Annotated in this window: 24 protein-coding genes; 15 read left to right on the plus strand and 9 right to left on the minus strand. The window is 72.4% G+C overall.

The window, feature by feature from the left end:
- Nucleotides 1-44 precede the first annotated feature (44 nt).
- Nucleotides 45-1,229, minus strand: coding sequence for a tetratricopeptide repeat protein (locus Q5762_RS04880; RefSeq protein WP_315890699.1), 1,185 nt, complete (start codon nt 1,227-1,229; stop codon nt 45-47).
- 146 nt (nt 1,230-1,375) lie between these two features.
- Here Q5762_RS04880 and Q5762_RS04885 point away from each other — a divergent pair, with 146 nt between their 5' ends.
- From Q5762_RS04885 to Q5762_RS04895, 3 genes are all read left to right on the plus strand, one after another.
- On the plus strand, nt 1,376-1,561 hold the full coding sequence (locus tag Q5762_RS04885; protein WP_315890700.1) for a hypothetical protein: 186 nt from the start codon (nt 1,376-1,378) through the stop codon (nt 1,559-1,561).
- A gap of 670 nt (nt 1,562-2,231) precedes the next feature.
- The gene (locus Q5762_RS04890) at nt 2,232-2,675 is read left to right on the plus strand and encodes a hypothetical protein (protein WP_315890701.1); all 444 of its coding nucleotides are present in this window, start codon (nt 2,232-2,234) and stop codon (nt 2,673-2,675) included.
- A gap of 81 nt (nt 2,676-2,756) precedes the next feature.
- Complete coding sequence (locus Q5762_RS04895; protein ID WP_399494458.1) at nt 2,757-3,593, plus strand: protein kinase domain-containing protein; 837 nt, start codon at nt 2,757-2,759, stop codon at nt 3,591-3,593.
- A 27-nt stretch (nt 3,594-3,620) separates the two neighbouring features.
- On the opposite strand, the gene Q5762_RS04900 is transcribed toward Q5762_RS04895, so the two are convergent.
- The gene (locus Q5762_RS04900) at nt 3,621-4,106 is read right to left on the minus strand and encodes a GNAT family N-acetyltransferase (RefSeq protein ID WP_315890703.1); all 486 of its coding nucleotides are present in this window, start codon (nt 4,104-4,106) and stop codon (nt 3,621-3,623) included.
- 64 nt (nt 4,107-4,170) lie between these two features.
- The gene (locus tag Q5762_RS04905) at nt 4,171-5,106 is read right to left on the minus strand and encodes an AraC family transcriptional regulator (RefSeq protein ID WP_315890704.1); all 936 of its coding nucleotides are present in this window, start codon (nt 5,104-5,106) and stop codon (nt 4,171-4,173) included.
- Nucleotides 5,107-5,216: 110 nt separating this feature from the next.
- Between Q5762_RS04905 and Q5762_RS04910 the strand changes: the two genes are divergently transcribed.
- The gene (locus Q5762_RS04910) at nt 5,217-6,215 is read left to right on the plus strand and encodes a zinc-dependent alcohol dehydrogenase family protein (RefSeq protein ID WP_315890705.1); all 999 of its coding nucleotides are present in this window, start codon (nt 5,217-5,219) and stop codon (nt 6,213-6,215) included.
- A gap of 15 nt (nt 6,216-6,230) precedes the next feature.
- On the opposite strand, the gene Q5762_RS04915 is transcribed toward Q5762_RS04910, so the two are convergent.
- Nucleotides 6,231-7,730: an aldehyde dehydrogenase (NADP(+)) gene (locus tag Q5762_RS04915; RefSeq protein ID WP_315890706.1), complete on the minus strand. Its 1,500-nt coding sequence runs from the start codon at nt 7,728-7,730 to the stop codon at nt 6,231-6,233.
- A gap of 113 nt (nt 7,731-7,843) precedes the next feature.
- On the opposite strand from Q5762_RS04915, the gene Q5762_RS04920 reads away from it, so the two are divergent.
- From Q5762_RS04920 to Q5762_RS04945, 6 genes are all read left to right on the plus strand, one after another.
- The gene (locus tag Q5762_RS04920; RefSeq protein WP_315890707.1) at nt 7,844-8,614 is read left to right on the plus strand and encodes an IclR family transcriptional regulator; all 771 of its coding nucleotides are present in this window, start codon (nt 7,844-7,846) and stop codon (nt 8,612-8,614) included.
- A gap of 165 nt (nt 8,615-8,779) precedes the next feature.
- The gene (locus Q5762_RS04925) at nt 8,780-9,772 is read left to right on the plus strand and encodes a hypothetical protein (protein WP_315890708.1); all 993 of its coding nucleotides are present in this window, start codon (nt 8,780-8,782) and stop codon (nt 9,770-9,772) included.
- The gene (locus Q5762_RS04930; protein ID WP_315890709.1) at nt 9,769-11,040 is read left to right on the plus strand and encodes a histidine kinase; all 1,272 of its coding nucleotides are present in this window, start codon (nt 9,769-9,771) and stop codon (nt 11,038-11,040) included. The genes Q5762_RS04925 and Q5762_RS04930 overlap by 4 nt, the downstream gene beginning before the upstream one ends.
- On the plus strand, nt 11,037-11,687 hold the full coding sequence (locus tag Q5762_RS04935) for a response regulator transcription factor (RefSeq protein ID WP_315890710.1): 651 nt from the start codon (nt 11,037-11,039) through the stop codon (nt 11,685-11,687). The genes Q5762_RS04930 and Q5762_RS04935 overlap by 4 nt, the downstream gene beginning before the upstream one ends.
- 123 nt (nt 11,688-11,810) lie before the next feature.
- The gene (locus Q5762_RS04940; protein WP_315890711.1) at nt 11,811-13,259 is read left to right on the plus strand and encodes a penicillin-binding transpeptidase domain-containing protein; all 1,449 of its coding nucleotides are present in this window, start codon (nt 11,811-11,813) and stop codon (nt 13,257-13,259) included.
- Nucleotides 13,260-13,409: 150 nt separating this feature from the next.
- Complete coding sequence (locus tag Q5762_RS04945) at nt 13,410-13,808, plus strand: hypothetical protein (RefSeq protein WP_315891088.1); 399 nt, start codon at nt 13,410-13,412, stop codon at nt 13,806-13,808.
- Here Q5762_RS04945 and Q5762_RS04950 read toward each other — a convergent pair.
- Nucleotides 13,786-14,631 (minus strand): class I SAM-dependent methyltransferase, encoded by an 846-nt coding sequence (locus Q5762_RS04950; protein WP_315890712.1) that lies wholly within the window; start codon nt 14,629-14,631, stop codon nt 13,786-13,788. The genes Q5762_RS04945 and Q5762_RS04950 overlap by 23 nt on opposite strands.
- Before the next feature lie 134 nt (nt 14,632-14,765).
- Between Q5762_RS04950 and Q5762_RS04955 the strand changes: the two genes are divergently transcribed.
- Both Q5762_RS04955 and Q5762_RS04960 read left to right on the plus strand, forming a co-directional pair.
- Nucleotides 14,766-15,365 carry a TetR family transcriptional regulator gene (locus tag Q5762_RS04955; RefSeq protein WP_315890713.1) on the plus strand — a complete coding sequence of 200 codons (600 nt, stop codon included), beginning with the start codon at nt 14,766-14,768 and terminating at the stop codon, nt 15,363-15,365.
- Between the two features lie 48 nt (nt 15,366-15,413).
- Nucleotides 15,414-16,610, plus strand: a complete 1,197-nt coding sequence (locus tag Q5762_RS04960) for an MFS transporter (protein WP_315890714.1) — start codon at nt 15,414-15,416, stop codon at nt 16,608-16,610.
- Between the two features lie 26 nt (nt 16,611-16,636).
- Here Q5762_RS04960 and Q5762_RS04965 read toward each other — a convergent pair whose 3' ends face one another.
- On the minus strand, nt 16,637-17,767 hold the full coding sequence (locus Q5762_RS04965) for a hypothetical protein (protein ID WP_315890715.1): 1,131 nt from the start codon (nt 17,765-17,767) through the stop codon (nt 16,637-16,639).
- On the minus strand, nt 17,764-18,702 hold the full coding sequence (locus Q5762_RS04970; protein WP_315890716.1) for a 5-dehydro-4-deoxyglucarate dehydratase: 939 nt from the start codon (nt 18,700-18,702) through the stop codon (nt 17,764-17,766). The genes Q5762_RS04965 and Q5762_RS04970 overlap by 4 nt, the downstream gene beginning before the upstream one ends.
- Nucleotides 18,703-18,925: 223 nt before the next feature.
- On the opposite strand from Q5762_RS04970, the gene Q5762_RS04975 reads away from it, so the two are divergent.
- Complete coding sequence (locus tag Q5762_RS04975; protein ID WP_315890717.1) at nt 18,926-19,735, plus strand: NAD(P)-dependent oxidoreductase; 810 nt, start codon at nt 18,926-18,928, stop codon at nt 19,733-19,735.
- A gap of 192 nt (nt 19,736-19,927) precedes the next feature.
- On the opposite strand, the gene Q5762_RS04980 is transcribed toward Q5762_RS04975, so the two are convergent.
- Entirely contained in the window at nt 19,928-20,866 is a 939-nt protein-coding gene (locus Q5762_RS04980; RefSeq protein ID WP_315890718.1) for an AraC family transcriptional regulator, read from the minus strand.
- 99 nt (nt 20,867-20,965) lie between these two features.
- Between Q5762_RS04980 and Q5762_RS04985 the strand changes: the two genes are divergently transcribed.
- Both Q5762_RS04985 and Q5762_RS04990 read left to right on the plus strand, forming a co-directional pair.
- Entirely contained in the window at nt 20,966-21,205 is a 240-nt protein-coding gene (locus tag Q5762_RS04985) for a hypothetical protein (RefSeq protein WP_315890719.1), read from the plus strand.
- Between the two features lie 36 nt (nt 21,206-21,241).
- On the plus strand, nt 21,242-22,465 hold the full coding sequence (locus tag Q5762_RS04990; protein ID WP_315890720.1) for a TerD family protein: 1,224 nt from the start codon (nt 21,242-21,244) through the stop codon (nt 22,463-22,465).
- A 72-nt stretch (nt 22,466-22,537) separates the two neighbouring features.
- Here the strand turns inward: Q5762_RS04990 and Q5762_RS04995 are convergent, their stop codons facing one another.
- Complete coding sequence (locus Q5762_RS04995; protein ID WP_315890721.1) at nt 22,538-24,118, minus strand: TROVE domain-containing protein; 1,581 nt, start codon at nt 24,116-24,118, stop codon at nt 22,538-22,540.
- Nucleotides 24,119-24,402 lie beyond the last annotated feature (284 nt).

Below are 24,402 nucleotides of genomic sequence, written 5' to 3' on the forward strand. Positions count from 1 at the left end.
TGTTCCACGGAGAGCTCCATACCAAGAGACCCTGCCACACAAGATCAAGTAACGCTGACGGAATCACGAGACACTAGTTCCAGCTGCCGCTCGGCGAGGGTGCAGCGATGCCGGACCCTGGTGCGGCGGTAGACACTCTGCCGGAGCCGGTCCGACTGCTCCATAGCTGCAATCGATCCCGCAATATCGCCTAGTTCGTAGCGGACTTGGCTCGTGTGGTAGAGGAGCGACGACGGGTCGTAGGAACCGAACGCCTTGGATTGCGACTCCGCCTTTTCCATGGCTACTTCGGCTTCCCGCAGGTACCCCTGCGCCTGCACACGTGCCCCTGTCTGCGCTGCCGCGTGGGCTTGCTGCCCAACGAGAAAGGCGCGCATTCGCGAGCCGGCCTTGGGCGAGGCGGCGGACGCGGCATCCGCTAGCCGCATTGCCTCCGGACCATGCCCCAAGTCGACCGCTTGGACGCTCATCCCCCGCAGTGTTGTGCAGAACGTCAGGTGATCCTCGGATGCCCCGGCCAACTCCAGCGCCTTGAGGTAGTACCGCTGTGCCAATCCGTGCAGCCCCTCGTCCACCGCCATGTAACCCGCCAGGTAGCAGAGATCCGAGACCGCGCCCATCATCGCCTTTCGGACGGATTCTGGGGCTTCCATGCCCAGATACGGGGCAGCCGTGTTCACCAGAAACGCCGCAGCCATGGGGCGCGCTGTACGCCCGCCGAACTGGTCGTCGAGATCAGAGATTCGTTCGGTCATCGCGGAGACGGCTTGAACGTCTGCCATCCCCATGCGCTGAATGTCGCCCTTCTGGGCGGCTTCCATCCTGCCGACAACGTCAGGCCAATTGGGGATGGTCAGCGCAACGGAGAAGAGGCCGACCCCGAGAATGCTTCGGCGGGACGGGTCCATATCTTGCCTCCCCAGGTTTAACAGCCCCTCCACCGTACTGGGATGGTCGGGCTGCCGGTCCCCGGGAGTCGAGGGGAACCCGGCCTCGCTGTGTGTCACAGGGCGCCCCACCTTGCGTGCCAGCGCTTCCAGGATCAGCGGGCGCACGGCCTCTTTCGGCATATGGCCCTTGAGCCACTGGTGCACCGAAGGTTCTCGGTACCGGAGGGGCGTCCCGCGTCCCGTCCCCAGGCGGTTGATCTCCTGGGCGAACTGCCGCAGCGTCCAACCACTCTCCCGGTACAGCCGCTCAAGCCCCGCGTTCGCTTTCGGATTGGGCACCGGTTCTCAACTCCCCGCGCATTGGAGGCGCTTAAAGCTCTTAAGTCCTGCCGCCGTTACAACGGTACCGCTGGACGTAGCCGGGCGGTTGCCTAGAGCGAGCAGAGACCACCGCAAGGGACGACGCCACAGCGAAGGACCCGGATATGGATCACGAACCCGCCCGCGAGACCAACGACGCGGACGCGTTGGTCGCCCTGATACGGACGGGCGGACTCTGGCACTTCGTGCCGCAGTGGGTACCCCGGACCGGCTACGCGTCGCCCACGCAGCAGCTGCTGCTCCTGGTCCGTGACGGCCTGGAGGCGAGGGCGCGCCGTGGACCGTCCTGAGAGCCCGCACGACCACCCACGAGTGTGGGAGTCGGGGGAAGTCGTCCAGGACACGAGAACGGGCCGCGTGGGGCGCGTGATGGGTCATATCGGCCCGCGCTACCAGCTTCGTCCGCTGAATGGGGGTAGGGAATGGGAAGCCGACCCGGAAGAAATGTCCCCGGCGCAGCAATCGGACGCGTTCCGGGACCGCGTGGCCGAGGCGAATCAGCGCAGTCGGGCGCATCGCCCCCGCTCGTGGTGACCGGTAGACCCATGTCCTACGGGAACACCGGTCTCACGGTGGGACTCAAGGTCTATGAGTCTTCGCACGAAATGGTTGGCGTTGTTGCCGGGTTCCGCCCCGGTGGAATCGTTCGCCTGGTTCGGCCGACCGGCTACGCGTGGTCGGCTCCCTGGACACGCGTGCGCCCTGCGAACGAGCGGGAGCGACGCCAACTCGCCGCACTCGCCAGGCTCCACCGCACGCGCTGCGCCGGGCTCGGCGCGTAGGCAGCCGGCTCACCGCTCGACTCCACATCTTCCGCTCTCAGCCCGTGAGCCCACAGGCACGGCTCCCGCGCAATTCCGGCCGGGCGGAGAGCGGGCACCACTCCCGTCCGTGGAGTGACGGCTAGGCACGGACGGGTGAGCAATGCGGCACTCCACACCCAACAGGAGGAACACAGCCATGACGGCTACTGCCAATGACCTTCGTACCGGCCGTGCGCTGGTCGAATCGGCGCTGTTCGACAGCATCGCCGAGTTCACTGTGACGCACTTCGGCTCCGACCGGGCGAAGGCGGAGCGCGCCACGGATCAGGCGCTCGCATTCCTCGCCACGGTCGGCACGGCCACGGTCAAAATGGTCCCGAGTGACGACGTGGACGGGGCGCTTCACGCGTTCATCCTGCACACCGCCGACTACCGCGCGTTCTGTGAGACGCACGCGGGGTGCTTCCTTGAGCACAACCCGCGCCCCGGTGGCGGGGGCAGGGTCCTGGAGGAGGTACAGGCCACCGCCCACGCCATGAAGGCGCAGGGGTTCCTGGTCATGGATGACCTGTGGACCGTGAACGGCGAGAACGCGGCGCAGTGTGACTCCGACTGCGGGCGCGACTACCGGGCCGTCTGACCGCCGGTACTCTCCCGCCGTGAAGTGAGTGGGGCCGACTTCCGATTCCGGGGATCGGCTCCGCCATTGGAAGGTGAACGCATGAGTTCCGAAGGACCATACGAACCGCCCGGGGGTGCGCTACTGCTCCTGAACCCCAGGGACATGAGGCTCGTTCTCAACAGGCGCGGGTCTACCGTCTGGGAGTTCACGACCGATCTCGGTCCCTACGCGGTGAAGGTGGGCCATCCCACCAAGACGCACGCTTGGACTGCGCTAGCGCCCGCACGTGAAGCCGCCATCCTTCGGCAGCTCACCCATGAGCGGATCCTCAGCGGGGAGTGGGAGCGCGGCACGTGGAGTGCTCAGCCGTGGCGGAGGGGCCTCAGCCTGTACGACCTCTGGGAGCCTCACCGCGTCCATGCGGACTCGCCCGCGCCGAATCTCGGTGAAGCGCGCTCGTGTGCCGTCGCCCTCGCTGCCCTGCACGAGAAAGGCTGGGTCCATGGGGACGTCCAGCCAGCCCACTTCATCCTTGGGCGTTCGGCCGCCGGAACGTTCCTGATCGATCTCGCGCTCGCTCGCGGCGGCACGGTTCCCCGTGGCTATGACTTCCCGTACCGGGGATGTCTCGTCCACTACGAAGCACCGGAAATCTCGGCGAGCGTCCTGGAATCCGGCACGGCCACGCCGACGCGGGAAGCCGACGTGTACGCGCTGGGAGCGGCGCTGTTCATCAGCGCCACCGGGTGGCGCCATGTCGCTTACCCGGACGACGCTCCCCGCGAGATCCAGCGGCAAGCCATCGTGGCGGGCCCTCATAGACCTGTGAACATCGCGGGCGTACTGGGGTCGCTCATCCCGCACATGCTCAGCCGCTCGCCCGCCGACCGGCCGACGAGCGCGGAAGTGTGCGAGGTCCTGAGCACCGCCCTGTAGGGCCTACGACGCCCGCCCCCGCCGCGTTCATTCCGCCGCGGGCGCCAGTGTGAGGCGGAGCACGAGGTGGGTGCTGGCGTGGGGGGTGTCGGGGGACCGGGTCCAGGCGTGGGTGGTGTAGAAGGCGCGGGCGCGTTCGTTCTTCTCGAAGACCAGCAGGCGGGCCTCCGTGAGGCCCTCCGCGCGCCAGATGGCGACGCAGGCCGTGTGCAGCTCGGTGCCGATGCCCCGGCGCCAGTGGGCGGGGTGGACGTGGAGCTGGGTGAGCGTGACCGTACCGGCGTCGCCGTCGACCCTGCTGTACGCGGCCACGCCGGCCGGCTCGCCGTCCCGTTCGGCCAGGAGCACGTCGCCCCGCGCCACGGCCCTGCTCCATCCCTCGCGGGTGCGGGCGAGTTCCTCGGGGCCGGCGTACTCGGTGTCGGGGAGGTGGCCCCGGTAGTACGTGGCGCGGGCCTCCAGGTGCAGGGCGGCGATGGCGTCGAGGTCGTCGGGCGTCGCGGTTCTGATCATGACAATGGGGACGCTCGCGGCACGGCGGGCGGTTGCGCCCCCTGCTCGCGTCGGGCCGTCCGTCTCACGCCCGCGCGGACGCCTTGCGGTACTGCCCCGGCGCCGTCCCGTACTCCCGTTTGAAGGCCTTGGCGAAGGCGAACTCCGAGGCGTATCCGGCCCGTTGGGCCACCGTACGGAGCGGCGTGTCGTCGGTCCGGAGCATCCGCCCCGCCGTCGTCATGCGCCACCACGTCAGGTACGCCAGCGGCGGGCGGCCCACCAGTGTGGTGAAGCGGCGGGCGAAGGCGGCGCGGGAGAGGCCGCCCTCGACACCGAGTTCCTCCACGGTCCACGGCCGGGCCGGGTCCGCGTGGATCGCCCGGAGGGCCGCGGTGACGGCCGGATCGCTCAGGGCGGCGGACCAGCCGGTGGTGCGGTCCGGGCGCTCGGCCAGCCACCAGGTCCGCAGCAACAGCACCAGCAGCGTGTCGAGCAGGGCGGGCACGAGCGCGTCGGAGCCCGGCTGCGGGTCGGCGAGTTCGGCGCCGAGCAGGTCGACGGCGGCGCGCAGCCGGGGATGGGCGCCGACCCGGGCGGGGATGTGCACGTACGGCGGCAGCTCGGTGAAGAGCGGATGCGCCCGGGCCCTCCTCACCTGGTACGCGCCGCACAGCAGCAGGGTCTCCGCCGCGCCGGCCGGTGCCCGGTCGGGCGGGGTGGGCCAGGAGCCGTCGGGGGCCCGTACGGCGTCCACGAGCGGGGCGTCGGGGCGGCCGGCGAGTCCGTGACCGGTGCCGTGCGGGAGGAGGACCACGTCACCGGAGCGAAGCTCGACGGGCTCCGTCCGCCCTTCGCCGCCGTCCGGCGGGACCAGCCAGGCCGTTCCCTGCACCACCACATGGAAGCCCGCACCCTCGCTCGGCGGGAAACGGACGCCCCACGAACCGGAGTTGACGGTACGTGAGGAGTGCGGGTGCCCGGTGCGCATGGCGGCTACGGCATCGCTGAGTACGTCCATGGCCCGCACCGTACCCCGCGAGACCCTGGGAAACATCGTGAGACGTACTGACATGGAGGGGAGGCTCTGGGACATGGTTCGTCTCGTCGCCCCCGCCTACTTTCGATGCCATGACGAATCAGCAGATGACACGCGCCGTGCTCTTCCACGAACTCGGCGGGCCCGAGGTCCTGACCGTGGAGGAGGTCCCGCTCCCCGCGCCCGGTCCGGGCGAGGTGCTCTTCCGCGTCGAGGCGATCGGCCTCAACCGAGCCGAGGCCCTGTTCCGCGCGGGCACGTACTACTACCAGCCGACGCTCCCCGGCTCCCGGCTCGGCTACGAGGCGGCCGGGGTGGTCGAGGCGGTCGGCGCCGGCGTCACCGCGTACGCCGTCGGCGACCCGGTCATGGCGGCCGCCAACTTCGACTTCGGGGTGCACGGGGTGTACGCGGAGCGGGTGGTGCTGCCCGAGGAGTACGTGGTGCCCCGGCCCGACGGCGTGGACGCGGTGACCGCGGCGGCAGTGTGGCTGACGTACTCGACGGCGTACGGCGGCATGGTGGAGGCGGGCGGGCTGCGCCCCGGCGAACCGGTGGTGATCACGGGGGCGTCCAGTGGCGTGGGGACGGCGGCGATCCAGGTGGCGCGGCGGATCGGGGCGGTGCCGATCGCCACCACCCGCGGCGATCGGAAGCGGCAGGGCCTGCTCGACCTGGGCGCGGCGCGGGTGATCACGACGGAGAGCGAGGACGTCGTGAAGGAGGTGCGGCGGTTCACCGACGGGCGGGGCGCGCGGGTCGTCTTCGACGCGATCGGCGGGCCGGGCTTCACCGAGCTGGGCAACGCCCTGGAGCCGGAGGGCACGGCGGTGCTGTACGGCTGGCTCGACCACCGGCCGGCCACGGTGCCGATGAACTGGCCGCTCACCGTACGGGGTTACGCCAACGGCGCGGTGGTGCGTTCGGAGGAGGGGCGGCGCCGGATGGCCGGGTTCATCGGCTCGGGCCTGCGGGACGGCTCCCTTGCGCCGGTGATCGCCGAGACCTTCGAGGGTCTGGAGCGGATCACCGACGCCCACCGGCTCATGGAGTCCGACACGCACACGGGCAAGATCGTGGTGCGGCTGTGAGCCGCACCCCGGTCCTCAACGGCGCGGCAGAACCGGCGAGTTGTCGTCGCGCAGCTCCGGCGGGAGCAGGTGCTGCGGGGTCGACTGGTACGTGACCGGGCGCAGCCAGCGCTCGATCGCGGTCGCGCCGACCGACGTGGAGGTGGAGGTGGTCGCCGGGTACGGGCCGCCGTGGTGCTGGGCGCCCGCGACGGCCACGCCCGTCGGCCAGTCGTTGACGAGCACGCGGCCCGCCAGCGGGGTGAGTTCGGCGAGCAGGGTCGCCGCCTCCGGGTCCTCGTCCGCCATCTGGAGGGTGGCGGTGAGGTTGCCGGGGAGCAGGGCGAGGACCTGCGGGATCTCCGCCGGGGAGCCGTAGCGGGCGACCACGGTCAGGGGGCCGAAGCACTCCTCCAGGAGCTCCCCGTGCCCGCCCTCCAGCAGGGTCGCGGCGTCGACGGTCAGGAAGCCCGCGGTGACGGTGTGCTCGTCGGCCGGGCCGGGCGGAACGGGCGCGGTGACGCCCGGGAGGCCGGCGCGCTCGGCGGCGCCCGCGACGAACGCGCCGCGCATGCGCGCGTCGAGCATCACGCCGGGCTCGGTCCCGCCCACGCCGTCCGCCAGGGCGGCGACGAAGCGGTCGCCGGCCTCGCCCGCGGGCGCCAGGACGAAGCCGGGCTTGGTGCAGAACTGGCCCTGCCCGAGGGTCATGGAGGCCGCGAGCCCGGCCCCGATCTCGGCGGCGCGCGCCTCTGCCGCCGCGCTGGTGATCACGACCGGGTTGAGGGAACCGAGCTCGCCGTGGAAGGGGATCGGTACCGGCCGGGCGGCCGCCGCGTCGAAGAGCGCCCGCCCGCCCCGTACCGAGCCGGTGAAGCCGGCCGCCGCGATCAGCGGGTGGCGGACCAGCTCCACGCCCGCGTCGAAGCCGTGGACCAGGCCGACGACGTCCTCGGGCAGCCCGACCTTGACGGCGGCCCGGCGGAGCAGCGACGCGCACAGTTCGGAGGTGGCCGGGTGGTCGGGGTGGGCCTTGATCACGACGGGGCAGCCGGCCGCGAGGGCGCTGGCGGTGTCGCCGCCCGGGACGGAGAAGGCGAGCGGGAAGTTGCTGGCCGAGTAGACGGCGACCACGCCGAGCGGGATCTTCCAGCGGCGCAGGTCGGGCGTGGGCGGGGTGGTCGTGGGGTTGGGCAGGTCGATCCGTACGTCGAGGAAGGCGCCCTCCTCGACCACGTCCGCGAAGGCCCGCAACTGGCCGGTGGTGCGCGCGAGTTCACCGGCCAGCCGGACCGGGCCGAGCGCCGTCTCGGCGTCGGCGGTCTCGACGACGTCCGGCCGGGCCTCGTCCAGGAGGTCGGCGGCGGTACGGAGCAGGGCGGCCCGGACCGTACGGTCGGCGAGCGCGTCGCGGGTGGCGGCCGCGGCGGTGACGGCCCGGTCCACGTCCTCGACTGTGGCCTCCACCGCAACCTGCTCCCGCGGCTTCCCCGTCCGGGGGTCCACACTCCACACTGGTTCAGCAGCCACCGCCATGCCTCTCTTCGCGCCCTGTTCGGTATTCTGAACAGAGTTCCAGTAGATGAATATGGACTCTATTGACGCGCGTGCCGACTCCACAAGAGGCACCAGGAAGAGGGGCGAGGGCAATGTCGACTGCCGACACGGGTGGGGCCCAGGTCAAGTCCGCGGTGCGCACCGTGGAGTTGCTGGAGTATTTCGCGGGGCGCCCCGGCATGCACTCACTGGCCGCCGTCCAGGAGGCGGTCGGCTACCCCAAGTCCAGCCTGTACATGCTGCTGCGGACCCTGGTCGAGCTGGGCTGGGTGGAGACGGACGCGACGGGTACGCGGTACGGCATCGGCGTCCGGGCCCTGCTGGTCGGCACCTCGTACATCGACGGCGACGAGGTGGTGGCCGCCGCCCGGCCCACGCTCGACCGGCTCTCGGACGACACCACCGAGACCATCCACATGGCGCGGCTCGACGGCATCAACGTGGTCTATCTGGCGACCCGTCAGTCCCAGCACTACCTGCGGCCGTTCACCCGTGTCGGCCGCCGGCTGCCCGCCCACTCGACCTCCCTCGGCAAGGCGCTGCTCGCCACCCACAGCGACGAGCAGGTCCGCAAGATGCTCCCGGAGACGCTGCCGCCGCTGACCGAGCACACGATCACGGACCGCGAGAAGCTCATCGAGGAGCTGCACGTGATCCGCGAGCAGGGGTACGCGGTGGACCGCGAGGAGAACACCCTCGGGCTGCGCTGCTTCGGCATCGCGATCCCCTACCGGACCCCGGCCCGCGACGCGATCAGCTGCTCGGTCCCGGTGGCCCGGCTCACCCCCGGCCACGAACAGATGATCAAGGACGCCCTCTTCGACGCCCGCGACCGCCTGACCCTGGCGACCCGCCGACTCTGATACCGCCGCCTCTGAACCGCCGACTCGGAGCCACCGACTCGGAGCCGCCGCCTCTGAACCACCGATTCCGCCGCGGCGGGAGGACCGGCTTCTCCCCCGCACGGCGGAGGCGGTTCACCGCTGGGCAGGAGGTGACGGGAGGGGTCCGCGCGGGAGCGTGGTGGCATGACACCGACCGCTTCCCTTTCCGCCGTTCACCAGACCACCGGCGGCCCGAGCGCCGCCCGTAGGATCCTGCGCGTCCTGGCGGTCCTTGCCTGCCTCCCGTACGTCTCGATCAAGGTCGCCTGGATCGCGGGGAGCGAGATCGGCATCCCGGCCGGGAGTCCGCTGCTCGACGACCGGGCGTTGATGGCCGTCGCCAACGGCGTGACGGCGCTGATGGACGCCGCCGTCGTGGTCCTCGCCCTGCTGCTCACCCAGCCGTGGGGGCTGCGGGTGCGGGCCTGGCTCCTCGCGTTCCCCCTGTGGGCCGCGACCGGCCTGCTCTCCCCGATCATGATCGGCTTCCCCGCGCAGCTCATGGTCTCCCTCGTCACCGGCCCGCCGAAGCCCGCCGGCGGCGGCGAACCGTTCCTCGACGACTGGGTCTTCGGGGTCGTCTACGGCGGCTTCATCGCCCAGGGGCTCGCGCTCGGCACCCTCTTCGTCCTCTACGTACGCGACCGTTGGGCGCACGTGTGGCGGGGCACCCTGGGCGACCTGCCCGCCCGGCTCTGCGGCACCGGTACGCGCGTCACGGCCGCCCTCGCCTCGCTGCTCGCCCTGGTGCCCGCCGCCGTCCATCTGATGTGGGCGTCCGGCTCGACACGTGGGCTCTCGCCTGCGCAGATCGCCCGGCGCACCGACGACTTCTACGTCCTGGAGTGGATGCGCGCGCTCTTCGTCGCCGTCGCCGTGGTCGGCGTGGTGTTCCTGGTCTTCCGGCGGGCCCGGTCGTTGTCGGTCCGTACGGCCCTGGGCCTGGGCTGGGTCGGCTCGGGCGGAGTCGGGTGCTGGGGCGCGTACATGACGCTCGTGACGTTCATGCCGGACACCGATCCCGACAAGGCGTTCACCGGCCTGGCGCGGCTGACCTACTCTGGCGAAATGATCACGGGGATTCTGCTGGCCGGCTGTCTGGCCGTCTTCCTGCGCCGTCGGAGCGCGGGCGCGTGAGACCTCCGCTCTCCTCGCTCCTGGGCCGGCGGGCCCGGCTCCGCTGGGTGCATCTGATCCTGGGCGGCGCCCTGTTCATGCCGTACTGGCTGGTCGGCAGCGTGGTCGTGGCCTGGCTCTTCGGCGGGCAGGCGATGTTCGGGGGCGGGCTCTCCACGCAGTTCGGGGCGTACGCGGTCGGCCTGCCGCTGGCCGCGATCACCTCGCTCTTCCCGCTGACCCGGCCCATGTCGGTGGCGGCGGCCCGGGCGCTGTGCGGGATCGCGGACGACGGCCGGCTCGCGGACGGACCAGCCCGGGGGCGGAGCGCCAAGGCCCGTACGGCGGGCTGGTTCACGCTCCACCTGGGCGTCGGCGCGCTGGTCAGCGGCGCGACGCTGGCCCTTCCGCCCTTCGCGGTCACGGTCATGGCCCTGCCGCTCTCCCCGTCGCTCCAGAAGTCCGAGCTGACCGCGTACTGGGGCCTGCACCGGCCGTGGGTCCAGTGGGCCGGGCTGCCCGCCGGGCTGCTGATGCTGCTCGCCCTTGCCGCCGTCGCGGCCGGCGCGGGGGCCTTCCTCGCCCGGCAGGCACCCCGGTTGCTCGGGCCGAGCCCGGCGGACCGCCTCGCGGCGGCCGAGCGGCGCGCCGCCGAGCTGGCGGTACGCAACCGGCTCGCCCGCGAGCTGCACGACTCGGTCGGCCACGCGCTCAGCGCGGTGACCCTCCAGGCGAGCGCGGCCCGCCGGGTCCTGGACACCGATGTGGAGTTCGTACGGGAGGCCCTGGCCGCCATCGAGGAGACGACCCGACGCACGGTCGGCGAACTGGACACGGTCCTGGGCCTGTTGCGCGACGGCGAGGACGACGGCGAGCTGCCCGCACCCCGGCTCGACGCGCTCGACGCGCTGGTGCGCGGCGCGGGGCGGCACGTGGAGCTGACGGTGGCCGGGGCGCTCGACCGGGTGCCGGACGCGGTGTCGAGGGAGGCGTACCGGATCGTGCAGGAGGGGCTGACGAACGCGGCCCGGCACGCGGGCGGGGAGCGCGTGAGCGCGCGGATCGCCCTGGACGACGACGAGGACGAGTTGGAGATCGTGATGGAGAACCCCCTGCCCGGCCGCGCCCCGGTGACCCGCCCCGGCGGCGGCCGGGGACTGCGCGGCGTCGGCGAACGCGCGCGTCTGCTCGGTGGCACGTCCTCGGCGGGCCCGGCGGGTCCCTCGGGCGAGGTCTGGCGCCTCGCGGTACGGCTGCCGCTGGGCCGCACGACGGGAGGCGCCCGATGATCCGGGTGGTGCTCGCGGACGACGAGCGGATGGTACGGACGGCGCTGCGGGTCATCCTGGACGCGGAGCCGGACCTGGAGGTCGTGGGCGAGGCGTCGACCGGGGCCGAGGCGGTGTCGGTGGTCCGCGAGGCGCGGCCCGACGTGGTCCTGATGGACGTGCGGATGCCGGAGATCGACGGGATCCGGGCCACCGAGCAGATCCTCGCGGGGATGGCGGAGCCGCCGCGGATCGTGGTGGTGACGACCTTCGAGAACGACGCGTACGTCTACGACGCCCTCCGGGTCGGGGCCGCCGGCTTCCTGCTCAAGCGGGCCGGCGCGGAGGAGCTGGTCGACGCGGTCCGGCTGGTCGCCCGCAGCGACTCGCTGCTCTACCCGGCGGCGGTACGGGGCCTGGCGGCCGAGCACGCCCGCCGCCGGCCCCCGACGGCACCGCCCTGGGTGGCCCGGCTGACCGAGCGGGAGGCGGAGGTGCTGCGCCTGGTCGCGACGGGTCTGACCAACGCGGAGATCGCCGGGCGGATGGGCGTCGGCCCGGCGACGGTGAAGACCCACGTGGCGGCGGTGCTTGCGAAGACGGGCGCCCGGGACCGTACGCAGGCGGTGATCCTGGCGTACGAGTCGGGCTTCGTCGGGACGCGCTGAGCCGCGCGGGCCGGCGGGAGTGGCGCGCGTCACCCCCGCCTCCCCCCCCCCGCATGAACGTTTCCTGAGAAACCGGACACAGCAGGAACGGAATGACGCCTTCCACTCGTCCGGCCTAGTGCGATGAACAAGACGATCAGGCGCGCCTCGGTCTTCGCGCTGCTCCTGGTGCTCGCCCTGCTGGGCCGGGCGACCTGGGTGCAGGCGTACGAAGGCAAGGCCCTCGCGGACGAGAAGAAGAACCGGCGGAACGTGATCGCGCAGTACGCGCAGCCGCTCGGGAACATCGTCGTGGCCGGTTCGCCGGTCACCGGCTCGAAGAAGACGGAGGGCGGCGACCTCGCGTACAAACGCGACTACACCGACGGCGAGCTCTACTCGGCCGTCACCGGCTACAGCTCACAGGCGTACGGCGCCACCCAGCTGGAGGGCATCTACTCCGACGTCCTGGACGGCACCGACACCCGGCTGAAGAACCCGATCGACGCCCTCACCGGCAAGCAGCAGGAGCCCGGTGACGTGGTCACGACGATCGACCCGGCCGTGCAGAAGGCCGCGTACGAGGCGCTCGGCTCGAAGAAGGGCGCGGCCGTCGCCATCGACCCGAAGACCGGCCGGATCCTCGGGATGGTGTCCACGCCCTCGTACGACCCGTCCAAGATCGCCGGTCTGACGGACGGCACGACGTGGCAGGAGCTGACCGAGGACAAGGACAAGCCGCTGGTCAACCGCGCGCTGCGGCAGCCGCTGCCGCCCGGCTCGACGTTCAAGCTGGTGGTCGCGGCGGCGGCGCTCGAGAAGGGGCTCTACGGCTCCGTGGACACCGCGACGGACAGCCCGAACCCGTACAAGCTGCCCGGCTCGACCCGCTACCTGGAGAACGAGAACCCCTCCGCGCCCTGCGAGAACGCCACGATCCGCACCGCGCTGCAGTACTCCTGCAACAACGTCTTCGCCAAGATCGCGGTCGATCTCGGCCAGGACGAGGTGAAGGCGATGGCGGAGAAGTTCGGCTTCAACGACAAGGAGCTGGACGTACCCGTACGCGCGTACCCCAGTGTGTATCCGTCCGACATGGACAAGGCGCAGACGGCGCTGACCGGTATCGGCCAGTTCGATGTGACGGCGACGCCGCTCCAGATCGCCATGGTGTCCGCGGCGATTGCCAACGACGGACTCATGGCGGCGCCGCATATGGTCTCGCAGGTCGTGGACTCCGACGGCGACACCCTCGAATCCTTCGACGACGGGGACGCGAAGCGGATCGTCTCGTCCTCGACGGCGGAGCAGCTGCGCAGCGCGATGGTGACCGTGGTCGACAAGGGCACGGGCACGAACGCGGCGATCTCCGGCGCCGAGGTGGGCGGCAAGACCGGCACCGCCCAGCACGGCGAGAACAACAGCAAGACGCCGTACGCCTGGTTCACGTCGTACGCGAAGGACGCGGACACCGGCAAGGAGGTCGCGGTGGCCGTGCTGATCGAGGACTCGGGCGCGGCGCGCTCGGAGGTCAGCGGCAACGGTCTCGCGGCCCCGGTGGCCCAGAAAATGATGAAGGCGGCGCTGAAGTAGCCTCGCGGGGCACGCCCCGGAGCCCGAAGTGGCCTCCCGGGGCGGGCCCCGGAGTGGCCTCGCGGAACCTCAAGTAGCCTCGCGGGGCACATACTTGTGAGATTCCGGAGGACCGCCGTGCGTCTGCCCCGCTCCCTGTCCGGCTGGACCATGGCGGTCTTCGGGCTGCTCGCCGCGTCGATGGGGGTGGTGGGTCTGGTGTCCTCGGACACCTTGCTCACCGCCATGGGCTTCGAGCCCATATCCGTCGCCGATCGCGCGGAGGGGGACCACACCCTCGTCTTCCTCATCGCCTCCTCGATGGCCGCGCTCAATATGGGCGTGTACTACATCCTGGCCGCGCTCGCCGACTGGAAGGCGTTCTTTCGCTGGACGGTCCCCTTCCGGCTGCTGACCTGCGCCGTCTTCACCCTCGCGGTGGTCTCGGACCGCGCCCCGGCCGGCTTCCTCGGCGTCGGCCTCTGGGAGGGCCTGGGCGCGCTGGCGACGCTCGCCGCCCTCCGCTACGAGAACCGCGTGGTCCCGGCTACGCCGGACGGCGCGCGGTGACCAGCCAGGCGGTGCTGCGCAGCGACACCGCGCCGTTCGCCGTGTGCGCGCGCAGGGTGTCCGTCAACCGCTGACGCGCGCGTTCCTGGACGTCCGGGCCGACCTGGCCGAGGAGGTGGCGGCCCGGGCCGGTGTCGAGCAGGAAGCCGGCCGCGTCCTCGGCGTCCCGGCCCCACGTCCCGTACGCCTCGACGTGCGTGACGCCGATGTCCTCGTACCCGGCCGCGCCCAGCACCTCGCGCACGGTGGCCGGGTCCGCGAGGGAGAACATGCCCGGGCCCCCGGGGGCCCCGAAGCCGCCGAGGGTCAGGAGGTCGCGCAGCTCCGCGAAGGCCCGCAGCCACTCGTTCCCCTCGGCCTCCGCCGCACAGACGAACGCCAGCCGGCCGACGGGGCGCAGGGCCCGCCCGATGTTGGCGAAGGCGGCGACCGGGTCGGCGAAGAACATCACCCCGAAGCGGCTGATCGCGACGTCGAACACACCCGGCTCGAAGGCGTGGACCTGGGCGTCCCCCCGCTCGAAGGTCACGTTGCCGACGTTCTCGCGCCGCGCGCTCTCGCGGGCGCGCCCGAGCATGGGGCCCGACAGGTCCAGGCCCAGGACCCGGCCGTGGGCGGCCCGGCGGGCGGCCGTCCGGGTCGTGGCCCCCGCCCCGCATCCGACGTCCAGGACATGGGTGTGGCCGTCGAGCGCGGCGGCGGCGAGCAGGTGCTCGTCGAAGCCGCCGTTCACGGCGTCCCAACGGTCCTGGTTCCGCGCCCAGTGGGCACCCTCGTACCCGTCCCACGCTTGTGCCTGCTCGATGTTGACGATGGATGACATGCCGCTCCTCCGAATCGACGCACCACTGGCCACCCCGAGTATGGGCGCTCGCCCAAACAGTATGGGCAGGCGCCCATACTCGCAATCCCGCTCTTGTACGGTGGGATCCTCAGCCCGTCCCGAGAGAGGCCCGCATGTCACCGCGTGGAGTAGCGATCCCCGACCTTCGCGAACGGCTCTTCGGCGCGGCGGAGCGGGTCCTCGCCCGCGAGGGCCCGGCCGCCCTGACGAGCCGGGCGATCACCACCGAGGCCGACTGCGCCAAGGGCGTCCTGCACGTCCACTTCGACGGGCTTGACGGCTTCGTCGCCGAACTCGTCCTCGACCGGTTCGCGCGCACCGCGCGGCAGGTCGCGGGGATCCACGAGCAAGCGGGTCACGCCACGGTGGCCGAGAACCTGCTGCGGGCCGCGCTCGCGCTGCCGGACTCCCTCCACCCCGCCCTCATCGGCCTGGCCATGACCCGCGCCGAGGCCTCCCTCCGGATCCGGCAGGCGCTGGAGGCGGGTGCGCCGGGCTTCACGGCCGTCCAGGACTCCATCGCCGCGTACCTGGCGGCCGAACAGCGGCTCGGGCGCCTCCCGGACACCATGGACATCGACACGGTGGCGCTCACCCTCGTCGGCACCGTCCACCACCTCCTGATGACCGACTGGGCGGGCACCTCCGACCTCCGGGGACGGACGGAACGCCTGATCGCCCTGCTCGTGCCCCAGAACGCCGGGCATCTCTAGGGCATCTGCCCGATCCGGCCGGGGCACCTCAGACGCCAGGCTGCCGCCATGAACATGAAGGGGACAGCGGGGCTGTATCTCACGGGCGTACTGGTGTCGGGCTTCGGTTCGACGGCGATGTGGCTGGCGTCCGGGATCTGGGTCAAGTCCCTGACCGGTTCGGACAGTCTGGCGGCGCTGACCGCGTTCGCCCTCTGGGCGCCCGCGCTCGTCGGGCCGCTGCTCGGCACGGTCGCCGACCGCGTGCGGCGGCGGCCGCTGATGGTCTGGTCGAACCTGGCGATGGCGGCGCTGCTGCCGGCGCTGCTCTGGGTCGACTCGGCGGACCGGGTGTGGCTGCTTTTCGCCGTCCTCGTGCTGTACGGGATCCAGGGCGCCGTCCACGACGCGGCGGAGGTCGCGCTGGCCGCGAGCGCGCTCGACAAGCGGCTGCTCGGGGACTTCAACGGGCTGCGGACGACGGTCAACGAGAGCGTGAAGCTGATCGCCCCGCTGCTCGCGGCCGGGCTCTTCGCGCGGTACGGCGGAGGCCCGGTGGCGCTGCTCGACGCGGCGACGTTCGCGCTGGCCGCGGGGGTGTTCGCGCTGATGCGGGTACGGGAGGAGAAGCCGGCCCGCCCGGCCTCGGCGCACTGGCTGCGCGATACCGGGGCGGGCGTACGGACGATCCGGTCGTCCCCCGCACTACGCCGACTCGTGCTGACCGGCTCGTTCACGATGCTGCTCGCCGGGGTCAACGGGGCGGCGGTCTACGCCGTCGTGGACCGGGGCCTCGGCCACTCCCCCGCGTACGCCGGGGTGTTGTACGCGGCCCAGGGCGCGGGCTCGGTCGTCGCGGGCCTGGCGGCGGGGCCCTTGCTGCGCCGGGTGACCGGGCGGGCGGTGGCCGCCGCGGGCCTTGCCCTCTTCGCCGTGGCGGTGGGCGCCCGCGCCGTCCCGCACGACGGCGTGGCGCTCGCGGCGAGCGCCCTGATCGGGGTGGGCCTGCCGCTCGTCCTGGTCACCGCGATGACGGCGGTCCAGCGGGAGGCCCCGGCGGACGCCGTCGGCCGCACCGCCGCGACGGCGCACACCCTCCTCTTCGTCCCGAACGCCGTCGCCCTGGCGGCCGGGGCCGCTCTGGTCGCGCTGGTCGACCTCCGGGTGCTGCTCCCGCTCCTGACGGCGGCGGGACTGGCGGGGGCGGTCGTTCTGGCGACCCGGAAAACAGCCGCTGCCGACGCGCGGGTCGGGGCGGACGCCTGAGGCGCCCGCCCCGGGCGACCGCCGTCTCAGCCCAGCGTCCGCAGGGCGTCCGCGACGGCGGCCAGGTCGGTGCCGGAGGCCAGTCCCGCGTGGTACAGGCGGAGTTCGGTGGCGCCGTCCGCCGCCGCCCGCTCGGCGTCCCCGGCGAGCGTGCCGGGTGAGCCGCCCATCCCCGTCACCACACCGAAGTTTGCCGCGAGGACGGTCTCCGGGCGGGCCGTGCGGCCGAAGGGGGCCACGGAGGGCGCCGGGGTCACGACGCCGTCCGCGACCGCGAGCACGTGCGCCGGGTCCGTGCCCACGTTGGCGCCGCAGCGGTACGGGACGGGGTCGGCGTGCAGCAGGACCCGGAATCCGGCCGGGGCGGCCGCCCGGACGGCGGCCACGGCGGACTCCTGGAGCGCGCGGGCGGTCCGGGTGCGCCACGCGAGCACCGGCTCCTCGAAGGCGCCGACCTCTCCAGTGGGACCGCCCGCCCACACCGGCTCCAGCGCGCCGCGCACGGCCGCCGCCAGCGCGTCCGGGTCGACGCCCTCCGCCGCGTACCCCTCCCGGCAGGAGGGGCAGAAGCAGAGGGACATCAGGTACTGCTCGCGGTCCCCGAGCGGGACTCCGCCGATCTTGTCGTGGGCGTGCAGGTGGGCGAAGCCGTACCAGCCGCAGGACTCCAGCTCGGTGCCGGCCGCCCCCGGCCGGACCGCCGCCTCGGCCGCGAGGGCCACGAGGTGGGCGTGGACGTCCGGTTGGGCGATGCACGGCGCCCAGGGGTAGCGGTCGCCGTAGGCGTTGACGACCGAGGTCTCCGGACGCTCCGCCCCCAGGCGGGAGTTGTGGGCGAGGACGACCCAGGTGTGGACCTCGAGGCCCGCCTCCGCGAGCGCGCCCGCCGCCTCGCCGTACGCGTCGCCGGGTGCCCACTCGCCCGCCTCGTAGGGCCGCAGCGCGCGGCCCGACCAGCGGGCCGGGTCCGGCGGGTAGAGGACGGCCGCGTGTTCGGCGGTGACGATCCGGTGCGCGGGGTGCCGGGGCGTCAGGGCGCGCGTGGAGTGGTAGGCGGAGGCGAGGGTGACGCTCGCGAGACCGAGGTCCGCGAGCAGTCCGGGCGCGGCCGGGTCACCGACGACGTCCCACGGGTAGACGAAGGCGCCGGCCCTCACGCGTCGCCCTCCTCGGTCCCGAGCAGCGCGCGGCCGCGCTCGATGATCGTGGCGAGCTCCTTCAGGTGCTCGGGCGCGGGCTCGCTGAGCGGCGGGCGGACCTCGCCGACGTCCAGACCGCCCATCCGTACCGCCGCCTTGACGAGCGAGACGGCGTAGCCGCGTCCCTTGGCGCGCAGTTCGACGAGCGGCCGGTAGAAGCCGTCGATGAGCTTCTCGGCGGTCGCGTCGTCGCCGGTCGCGAGGGCGCGGTGGAAGGCGAGGGCGATGTCGGGGGCGAAGCAGAAGACGGCGGAGGAGTACAGCGTGACGCCGATGCCCCGGTAGGCGAGTCCGGTGAGTTCGGCGGTCGGCAGGCCGTTGAAGTAGAGCAGGTCGAGGCCCTCGGCGCGGACGGCGCTGACGATCCGCTGCATCAGGTCGAGGTCGCCGAGGCCGTCCTTGAGGCCGATGACGCCGTCGACGCGGGCGAGGGCGACGGCGGTCTCGGGGGTGAGGACAGCGTTGTCGCGCTGGTAGACGACGACGTCGAGCGAGGTGGCGGAGGCGAGTTCGGTGTAGTGCCGCAGGAGTCCGGCCTGGTCGGCGACGACCAGGTACGGGGGCATGGCGAGGATCCCGTCCGCGCCGGCCTCCTCGGCCAGCCGCGCGTACCGGATGGCGAGCGCCGTGCCGTAGCCGGCGCCGGCGACGACGGGGACCCGGCCGGCCGTCTCCTCGACGGCGGCGGCGACGCAGTCGCGGAACTCCTCGGGGGTCAGGGCGTGGAACTCACCCGTTCCGCAGCAGGCGAAGACGGCGCCGGCGCCCGCCTCGATGCCGCCGCGCACGTGCGCGCGGAAGAGGTCGAGGTCGACGGTGCCGTCCGGGGCGAAGGCGGTGACGGGGAAGAACAGCAGGCCGTCGAGCCGTTCGGCGAGCGGGGCTGTGGTCACGGGCGCTCCCAGAGAAGTCCGTCGTGCACCGTCGTGCACAGTTATGATTGTTGTCCATATTCTTGAACGCCTTCACGCTAGAGCAGCCACGAAGTGCCGGTCAAGGCGCAAAGCCATCTCGCTCGGGCGGTCTTGACGGTCCGTGCGCACCCTTGACGCTCGGCGATCACCCTCCCTACCGTGTCCACGGTTGTGAATGTGATCCACGGACGGAGACTCCCCGATGCCCACACCCCGCACCGTCCTGCTCACCGGCGCCGCCGGTGGCGTCGGCACGCTGATGCGTGAGCTGCTGCCCGCGTACGGATACGAGCTCCGGCTGCTCGACATGGCACCCGTCGACGGCGCGCCGGACGCGATCGTCGCCGACCTCGCCGACCGCGAGGCGCTGCGCGAGGCCGTCCGGGGCGTCGACGCGGTCATCCATCTCGCCGGGATCTCCCTGGAGGCCGACTTCGACGAGATCGTGGCCGCCAACATCACCGGCCTGCACCACATCTACGAGGCCGCCCGCGAGGAGGGGGTGGGCCGGATCGTCTTCGCCTCCAGCAACCACACGGTCGGCTTCACCCCGCGACCGCGCGAGGGTGACCCGGTGATCCCCGTCGACGCCCCGCACCGCCCGGACACCTTCTACGGTCTGTCCAAGTGCTTCGGCGAGGACCTGGCGCAGTTCTACTGGGACAAGCACGGCCTGGAGACGGTCTCGATCCGGATCGGCTCCTGCTTCCCCGAGCCGACGTCGGTGCGGATGCTGTCGATGTGGCTGAGCCCGGCCGACTGCGCCCGGCTGCTGCACGCGACGCTGACGGCCGAGGGCGTCGGCCACACCGTGGTCTACGGCTCCTCCGCCAACACCCGGCTGTGGTGGGACCTTTCCTCGGCGCGGGCCCTCGGCTACGAGCCGCGGGACGACTCGGAGCCGTACGCGGAACGGATCATCGCCGAGCAGGGGCTGCCGAAGGAGGACGATCCCGCCGAAGCGCACCTGGGCGGCCACTTCTGCACGGAGCCGCCGCGCTGGCCGCACTGACGGAGTCGCAGAGGGGCCCGGCCGGACTTATGCGGGGGCGCCGGCCGGGCCCAGGTCACGCCATGCGCTGGCACAGGCGACGGAAGGAACGTTACGGCGGTGGCGCGGGCGCCCGCGATCCGCTGAACGCGCCGCCTGTCCGCGGAACGCGGCGAGTCCGCCCGCCATCGCCGCACCCGACGAGCGGCCCCGTCACCCCGACGAACGCAGGGTCTGCGACGGCGTCTCCCCGAACCGGGCGCGGTACTGCGCCGCGAACCGGCCGTGGTGCGCGAAGCCCCAGCGCCAGGCGACCTCGCTCACGCTCAGCTCCCCGGGGCCCGCGCCCCGCAGCTCCTCGTGGACCCGTTCGAGCCGGACGTCGCGTACGTACGCCATCGGTGACATGCCCACGTACTCCCGGAACGACTCCTGGAGCCGGCGCACGCCCACCCCGGCCAGGCCGGCGAGTTCGGTGGTGGTGAAGGGGTGCTCGGGGCGGGCCCGTACGGCGTCCATCGCGCGCTTGACGGGCGCGGGGCGCAGTTGCCCGCCCGGGTGCGCCAGCTCGTCCCGCCAGGGGTGGTCGGCCGCCAGGAGCAGCCCGTTGAGCAGCGCCTCCTGGAGCGGGCCGGCGACCAGCGCGTGCTGGACCAGGCCGTCCCCGGCCAGCGCGTCGCGCGCCACCTGGAGGGCGAAGCGGGCCCAGCCCAGACCGGGGCCGCGGGTGATGTCCAGGTACGGCGCGAAGGCGAGGCGCCCGCGCGGCGGGCGCCCGATGAGCCGTTCGAGCCGCTCGCTCAGCGCGGCCGCGTCGATCTTGACGGAGAGGGTGCGGCAGTCGCCGCTCCAGCGCTCCAGGACCGTCTCCCCGTACGGATCGAGCAGGACGGCCTCGGTCGCCGTCGCCACCACGGGCGCGCCGCCGCCCTGGCGCAGCTCCATCGTCCCGGCGAGCGGGGCGTTGATGTGGAAGGCGCCGAGCTCGCCGAAACGCATCCGGACGTCGGCCCCGCAGGACAGGTCACCGATGACCAGCGGCCCCAGCCTGACCGTGTCGAACCTGGCCGCGAAGGGACGTTTCCGCCGCTCGATGACGTCCATGAAGTTGGCGTAGTACCGCGCGTCGATCTCCTCGCGCGCCTCGTCCACGTCCTGTGTTCTGAAAGAGCTGCCACCCACGAGCCGCAAGAATACGATCTTAGGAAAATTCGCATGACGCGCCTGCCCCTCGGAGGGCACGATGCCGACATGCCACAGCCTTCCGGATTCAGCTACGCGCAGCACGGGGACGGCACCGTCGTGATCACCCACCGGGGTCGCGCGGCGGGCACCCTGCGCGGGGGACGCGCGGGGAAGTTCCTCGCCGAGGTGGGGTCGGGGGACGCCCAGCTCGTCATGGCGCGCTGGACGGGCGCGTACAAGTTCGGCAACGAGCGCGCGGCCCGGAACCACCCCCGTAACCGGAGTGGCCGAAGGGGCGCCGGGTAAGGGAACGGCAAAGCGGTCTCGCTCGTTACGCATGGCATGACCGCTATGACCCCCGGCTCGAACATCCCGCTCTCCGCCGCGCGCGTGGCGGTGGACGTCGCCGCTCCGGTTCGGCTCGACGTCTCGGGCCTGCTGCTCGGCGCCAACGGCAAAGTGCGCTCCGACGACGACTTCATCTTCTACAACCAGCCGACCGGCCCCGGCGTGACCTACCGCTCCGGCGGCGGCACGGCTCCGGACGCGATCGTGGTCGACACCGGCGCGGTGCCGCCGGGGATCGAGAAGATCGTCGTCACCGCGAGCCCGGACGCCGCGGGCCAGACCTTCCAGGGCATCGAGCCCACGGCGACCATCCGCAACGCGGACGACGGCAGTGCCCTCGCCACCTTCACCCCGCCCCAGCTCGGTTCGGAGACGGCGCTGGTGGTCGTGGAGGTCTACCTCCGCAACGGCGCGTGGAAGGCGCGTGCCGTGGGCCAGGGGTATTCCAACGGCCTCGCGGGCATCGCCACCGACTTCGGCGTCTCGGTGGACGAGGAGCCGGCCGCTGCGCCCGCCGCCGCGCCCGCCCCGGTCGCCCCGCCGGTGGCCGCGCCGCTGGACCCGCGGGTCGCCGCCCCGACGCCTCCGCCGCCGGCCGCTCCCCCGGTCGCCGCAGCCGCTGCCGCCCCGGTCTCCACCGGCAAGATCAACCTGGACAAGGGCCGGGTCAGCCTCCAGAAGAACCAGACGGTGTCCCTGGTCAAGGGCGGCCGGCCGCTGCTCTCCCAGGTCAAGATGGGCCTCGGCTGGGAGCCCGCGTACCGGGGCAAGGACATCGACCTCGACGCCTCCGTCATCGCGTACGGCCCCCAGCGCAACCACCTGGACAGCTGCTACTTCGGCAAGCTCTCCATCCTGGGCGGCTCGATCAAGCACTCCGGTGACAACCTGACGGGCGAGGGCGCGGGCGACGACGAGGTCATCGTCGTCGACCTGGGCCGGCTCCCCGCCGACGCCACGGGCCTGGTCTTCACGGTGAACTCGTTCACCGGCCAGAAGTTCACCGAGGTCGCCAAGGCGTACTGCCGGCTGATCGACGCGGCGACGGGCGAGGAGCTGGTCCGCTTCGACCTGACGACGGCCGAGCCGCAGACGGGCGTGATCATGGCCAAGCTCATCAAGCAGTTCTCCGGTGAGTGGGAGATGACGGCACTGGGCGACTTCGTGAAGTCGAGAACGGTCCGCGGCATGGTGAAGCCGGCGGCGCAGGCGCTCTGATCAGCTGTACGGAAAGGGCCCGCCGGCAGCCGACCGGCGGGCCCTTCGGCACTCCCCGCGTCACACCACTCGTCACTCCATCCACGGCCAGTCGGCGTTCCGACCGGCTTCGAGCAGCGGAACCATCCGGAAGGCGGCGTCGGTCAGCCCGGCGAAGGTGTGCCGCCGGCCGAATCCGGACGGCCCGTGCCCGACCCGGTGGCCCGCCAGGTTCCAGGTGTAGACCGGGATGTCGTCCGGCACCTGCGCGGTCGGCTCGCCCTTGCGGGTGTACGCCGTCTGCTCGTCGGTGACGATCAGGACCCGGTCGTGGCCCTTGTAGTGCCTGCGTACGGCCTCGGTGGTGTTCGTGCCGCCGAGGTTCCCGAAGCGGCCGAGGACCTTCAGCACGGACTCGCCCGCGCGGTACCCGACCGGAGCGCTGCCCGTACCGAACTCCACCAGGTCCGCGTCGGCGGCCCGCATCGCCACGGCCGTGCCGAACACGGCGGCCGCGTCGGCCCGGTTGAGTTCGGAGCGGTCCGAGAGCGGCGACCACATCGAACCGGAGCGGTCGACCAGGACCAGCGTCCGGCCGGGCAGCGCGGGCACGTTCGCCAGCGAGTGGCCGAGCGCCTGCTCCAGCGGGTACGACCAGCGCAGCGACGGCGCGTGCCGGTACGCGGCGAGATAGCGGAACGGGAACTGCCGCGAGGCCGCGACGACCTCGGGGTCCGAGATCCGCGCCGCCACCTGGGCCGCGACCTCGTCGGACACCCCGGCCCGGTCGAAGTTGCGCAGGTTCCGCACCAGCGCCATGGCGCCCATGGACGGGATGACGGCCTCCCAGGCCGCCGCGTCCATCGGCCCCTGCGACCAGCCCGCCAGCGCCTCCCAGGTCATCCCCGCCTCGGCAAGCCGCCGCGCGCCGTCGGGCCCGGTGACCACCGCGCGCCGCTCCTCGACCGGGAGCGCCATGAGGGCCCGGTGGGCGGTGAGCGTCCGGCTGGACTCCGGAGGGAGAGCGGTGTCGGGGTGGTGGCGCCGGTCGAGCGCGTACCGGAACAGCTCGCCCTGCCACGCCTTCGCCGGGTCGGGCGTGGCGTGCACCAGGTTGAGGACGTCGGCGAAGCGGTAGCCCTTGGAGTCGGTGTCGTACTTCAGCAGGGACTTCCCGGAGTACAGCCGCCGTACGGCGTCGGCGACGCCACGCTTGACGGGCTTGGGGAAGTTCCGTCCGTACGTCGAGGTCCAGTAGCCGAGCAGTTCGCCGGGCTCGTCCGCGCGGAGCAGGACGGAGTCGACGACCCGCCGGTTGGTGGGCCCGGTCTCGCAGCCCGCGTCGAGACGCGCCTTGACGTACTCGGCGGCGCCGGCGAGGGAGGCGGTGCGCATGTTGGCGTCGCGGCGCAGCCAGCCGAGGAGCCCCGCGGTCCACTCCGGGTCCTCGACGGCGAGCTTCCGCACGAGGGTGGCGAAGCGGTCGTCGCGCTCCTCGCCGCTCTCGTAGAAGGTCCGCTGCGTGACGAAGTTGGCGACCGCGAGCAGGAAGAGCTCGGACCGGGGCTCGCGCATGACACCGGCGCCGCCCTGATGGGTACGGGCGGTGGCGCCGGTGGAGACCACGGGCGAGGTGGTACGGGCGCGGGTGGTACGGACGTTGAACCGTGCCATGGTGAATTCCCCCGAATTCATGCGTGCGGGGAAGACACAGGGACGACGAGGGTGCCCGAGATCAGGAGTCGGCGACGGTGCTATGTCGGCCGCTCTATCCATGTGAGCTACACACCCCAGGGGTGTGACGGGACTCGAACCCGCAACCTGCTGATCCGAAGAAGTATCCGTCGCCTGCGCACCGGGCACCCTCGTGTCCATGCTGTGCCTCCCGAGTTCAAAGGGGCGGCGGCGAGATTTCATGAAAAGAAGTAGCCGCTGCGGGCGCACCGGGAGGTGCATGA

Origin of the sequence: Streptomyces sp. P9(2023), from assembly GCF_032436795.1 — a bacterium.
Classification (GTDB): Bacteria; Actinomycetota; Actinomycetes; order Streptomycetales; family Streptomycetaceae; genus Streptomyces.

Bases quoted from the DNA above. Each gene is read 5' to 3' on its own strand.
- Q5762_RS04985 (WP_315890719.1), top strand. From the start codon at position 20,966: ATGCCACAGCCTTCCGGATTCAGCTACGCGCAGCACGGGGACGGCACC.
- Q5762_RS04995 (WP_315890721.1), bottom strand. From the start codon at position 24,118: ATGGCACGGTTCAACGTCCGTACCACCCGCGCCCGTACCACCTCGCCC.
- Q5762_RS04910 (WP_315890705.1), top strand. From the start codon at position 5,217: ATGACGAATCAGCAGATGACACGCGCCGTGCTCTTCCACGAACTCGGC.
- Q5762_RS04960 (WP_315890714.1), top strand. From the start codon at position 15,414: ATGAACATGAAGGGGACAGCGGGGCTGTATCTCACGGGCGTACTGGTG.
- Q5762_RS04940 (WP_315890711.1), top strand. From the start codon at position 11,811: ATGAACAAGACGATCAGGCGCGCCTCGGTCTTCGCGCTGCTCCTGGTG.
- Q5762_RS04900 (WP_315890703.1), bottom strand. From the start codon at position 4,106: ATGATCAGAACCGCGACGCCCGACGACCTCGACGCCATCGCCGCCCTG.
- Q5762_RS04915 (WP_315890706.1), bottom strand. From the start codon at position 7,730: ATGGCGGTGGCTGCTGAACCAGTGTGGAGTGTGGACCCCCGGACGGGG.
- Q5762_RS04945 (WP_315891088.1), top strand. From the start codon at position 13,410: ATGGCGGTCTTCGGGCTGCTCGCCGCGTCGATGGGGGTGGTGGGTCTG.
- Q5762_RS04905 (WP_315890704.1), bottom strand. From the start codon at position 5,106: ATGGACGTACTCAGCGATGCCGTAGCCGCCATGCGCACCGGGCACCCG.
- Q5762_RS04935 (WP_315890710.1), top strand. From the start codon at position 11,037: ATGATCCGGGTGGTGCTCGCGGACGACGAGCGGATGGTACGGACGGCG.
- Q5762_RS04885 (WP_315890700.1), top strand. From the start codon at position 1,376: ATGGATCACGAACCCGCCCGCGAGACCAACGACGCGGACGCGTTGGTC.
- Q5762_RS04920 (WP_315890707.1), top strand. From the start codon at position 7,844: ATGTCGACTGCCGACACGGGTGGGGCCCAGGTCAAGTCCGCGGTGCGC.
- Q5762_RS04925 (WP_315890708.1), top strand. From the start codon at position 8,780: ATGACACCGACCGCTTCCCTTTCCGCCGTTCACCAGACCACCGGCGGC.
- Q5762_RS04990 (WP_315890720.1), top strand. From the start codon at position 21,242: ATGACCGCTATGACCCCCGGCTCGAACATCCCGCTCTCCGCCGCGCGC.
- Q5762_RS04950 (WP_315890712.1), bottom strand. From the start codon at position 14,631: ATGTCATCCATCGTCAACATCGAGCAGGCACAAGCGTGGGACGGGTAC.
- Q5762_RS04975 (WP_315890717.1), top strand. From the start codon at position 18,926: ATGCCCACACCCCGCACCGTCCTGCTCACCGGCGCCGCCGGTGGCGTC.
- Q5762_RS04890 (WP_315890701.1), top strand. From the start codon at position 2,232: ATGACGGCTACTGCCAATGACCTTCGTACCGGCCGTGCGCTGGTCGAA.
- Q5762_RS04955 (WP_315890713.1), top strand. From the start codon at position 14,766: ATGTCACCGCGTGGAGTAGCGATCCCCGACCTTCGCGAACGGCTCTTC.
- Q5762_RS04895 (WP_399494458.1), top strand. From the start codon at position 2,757: ATGAGTTCCGAAGGACCATACGAACCGCCCGGGGGTGCGCTACTGCTC.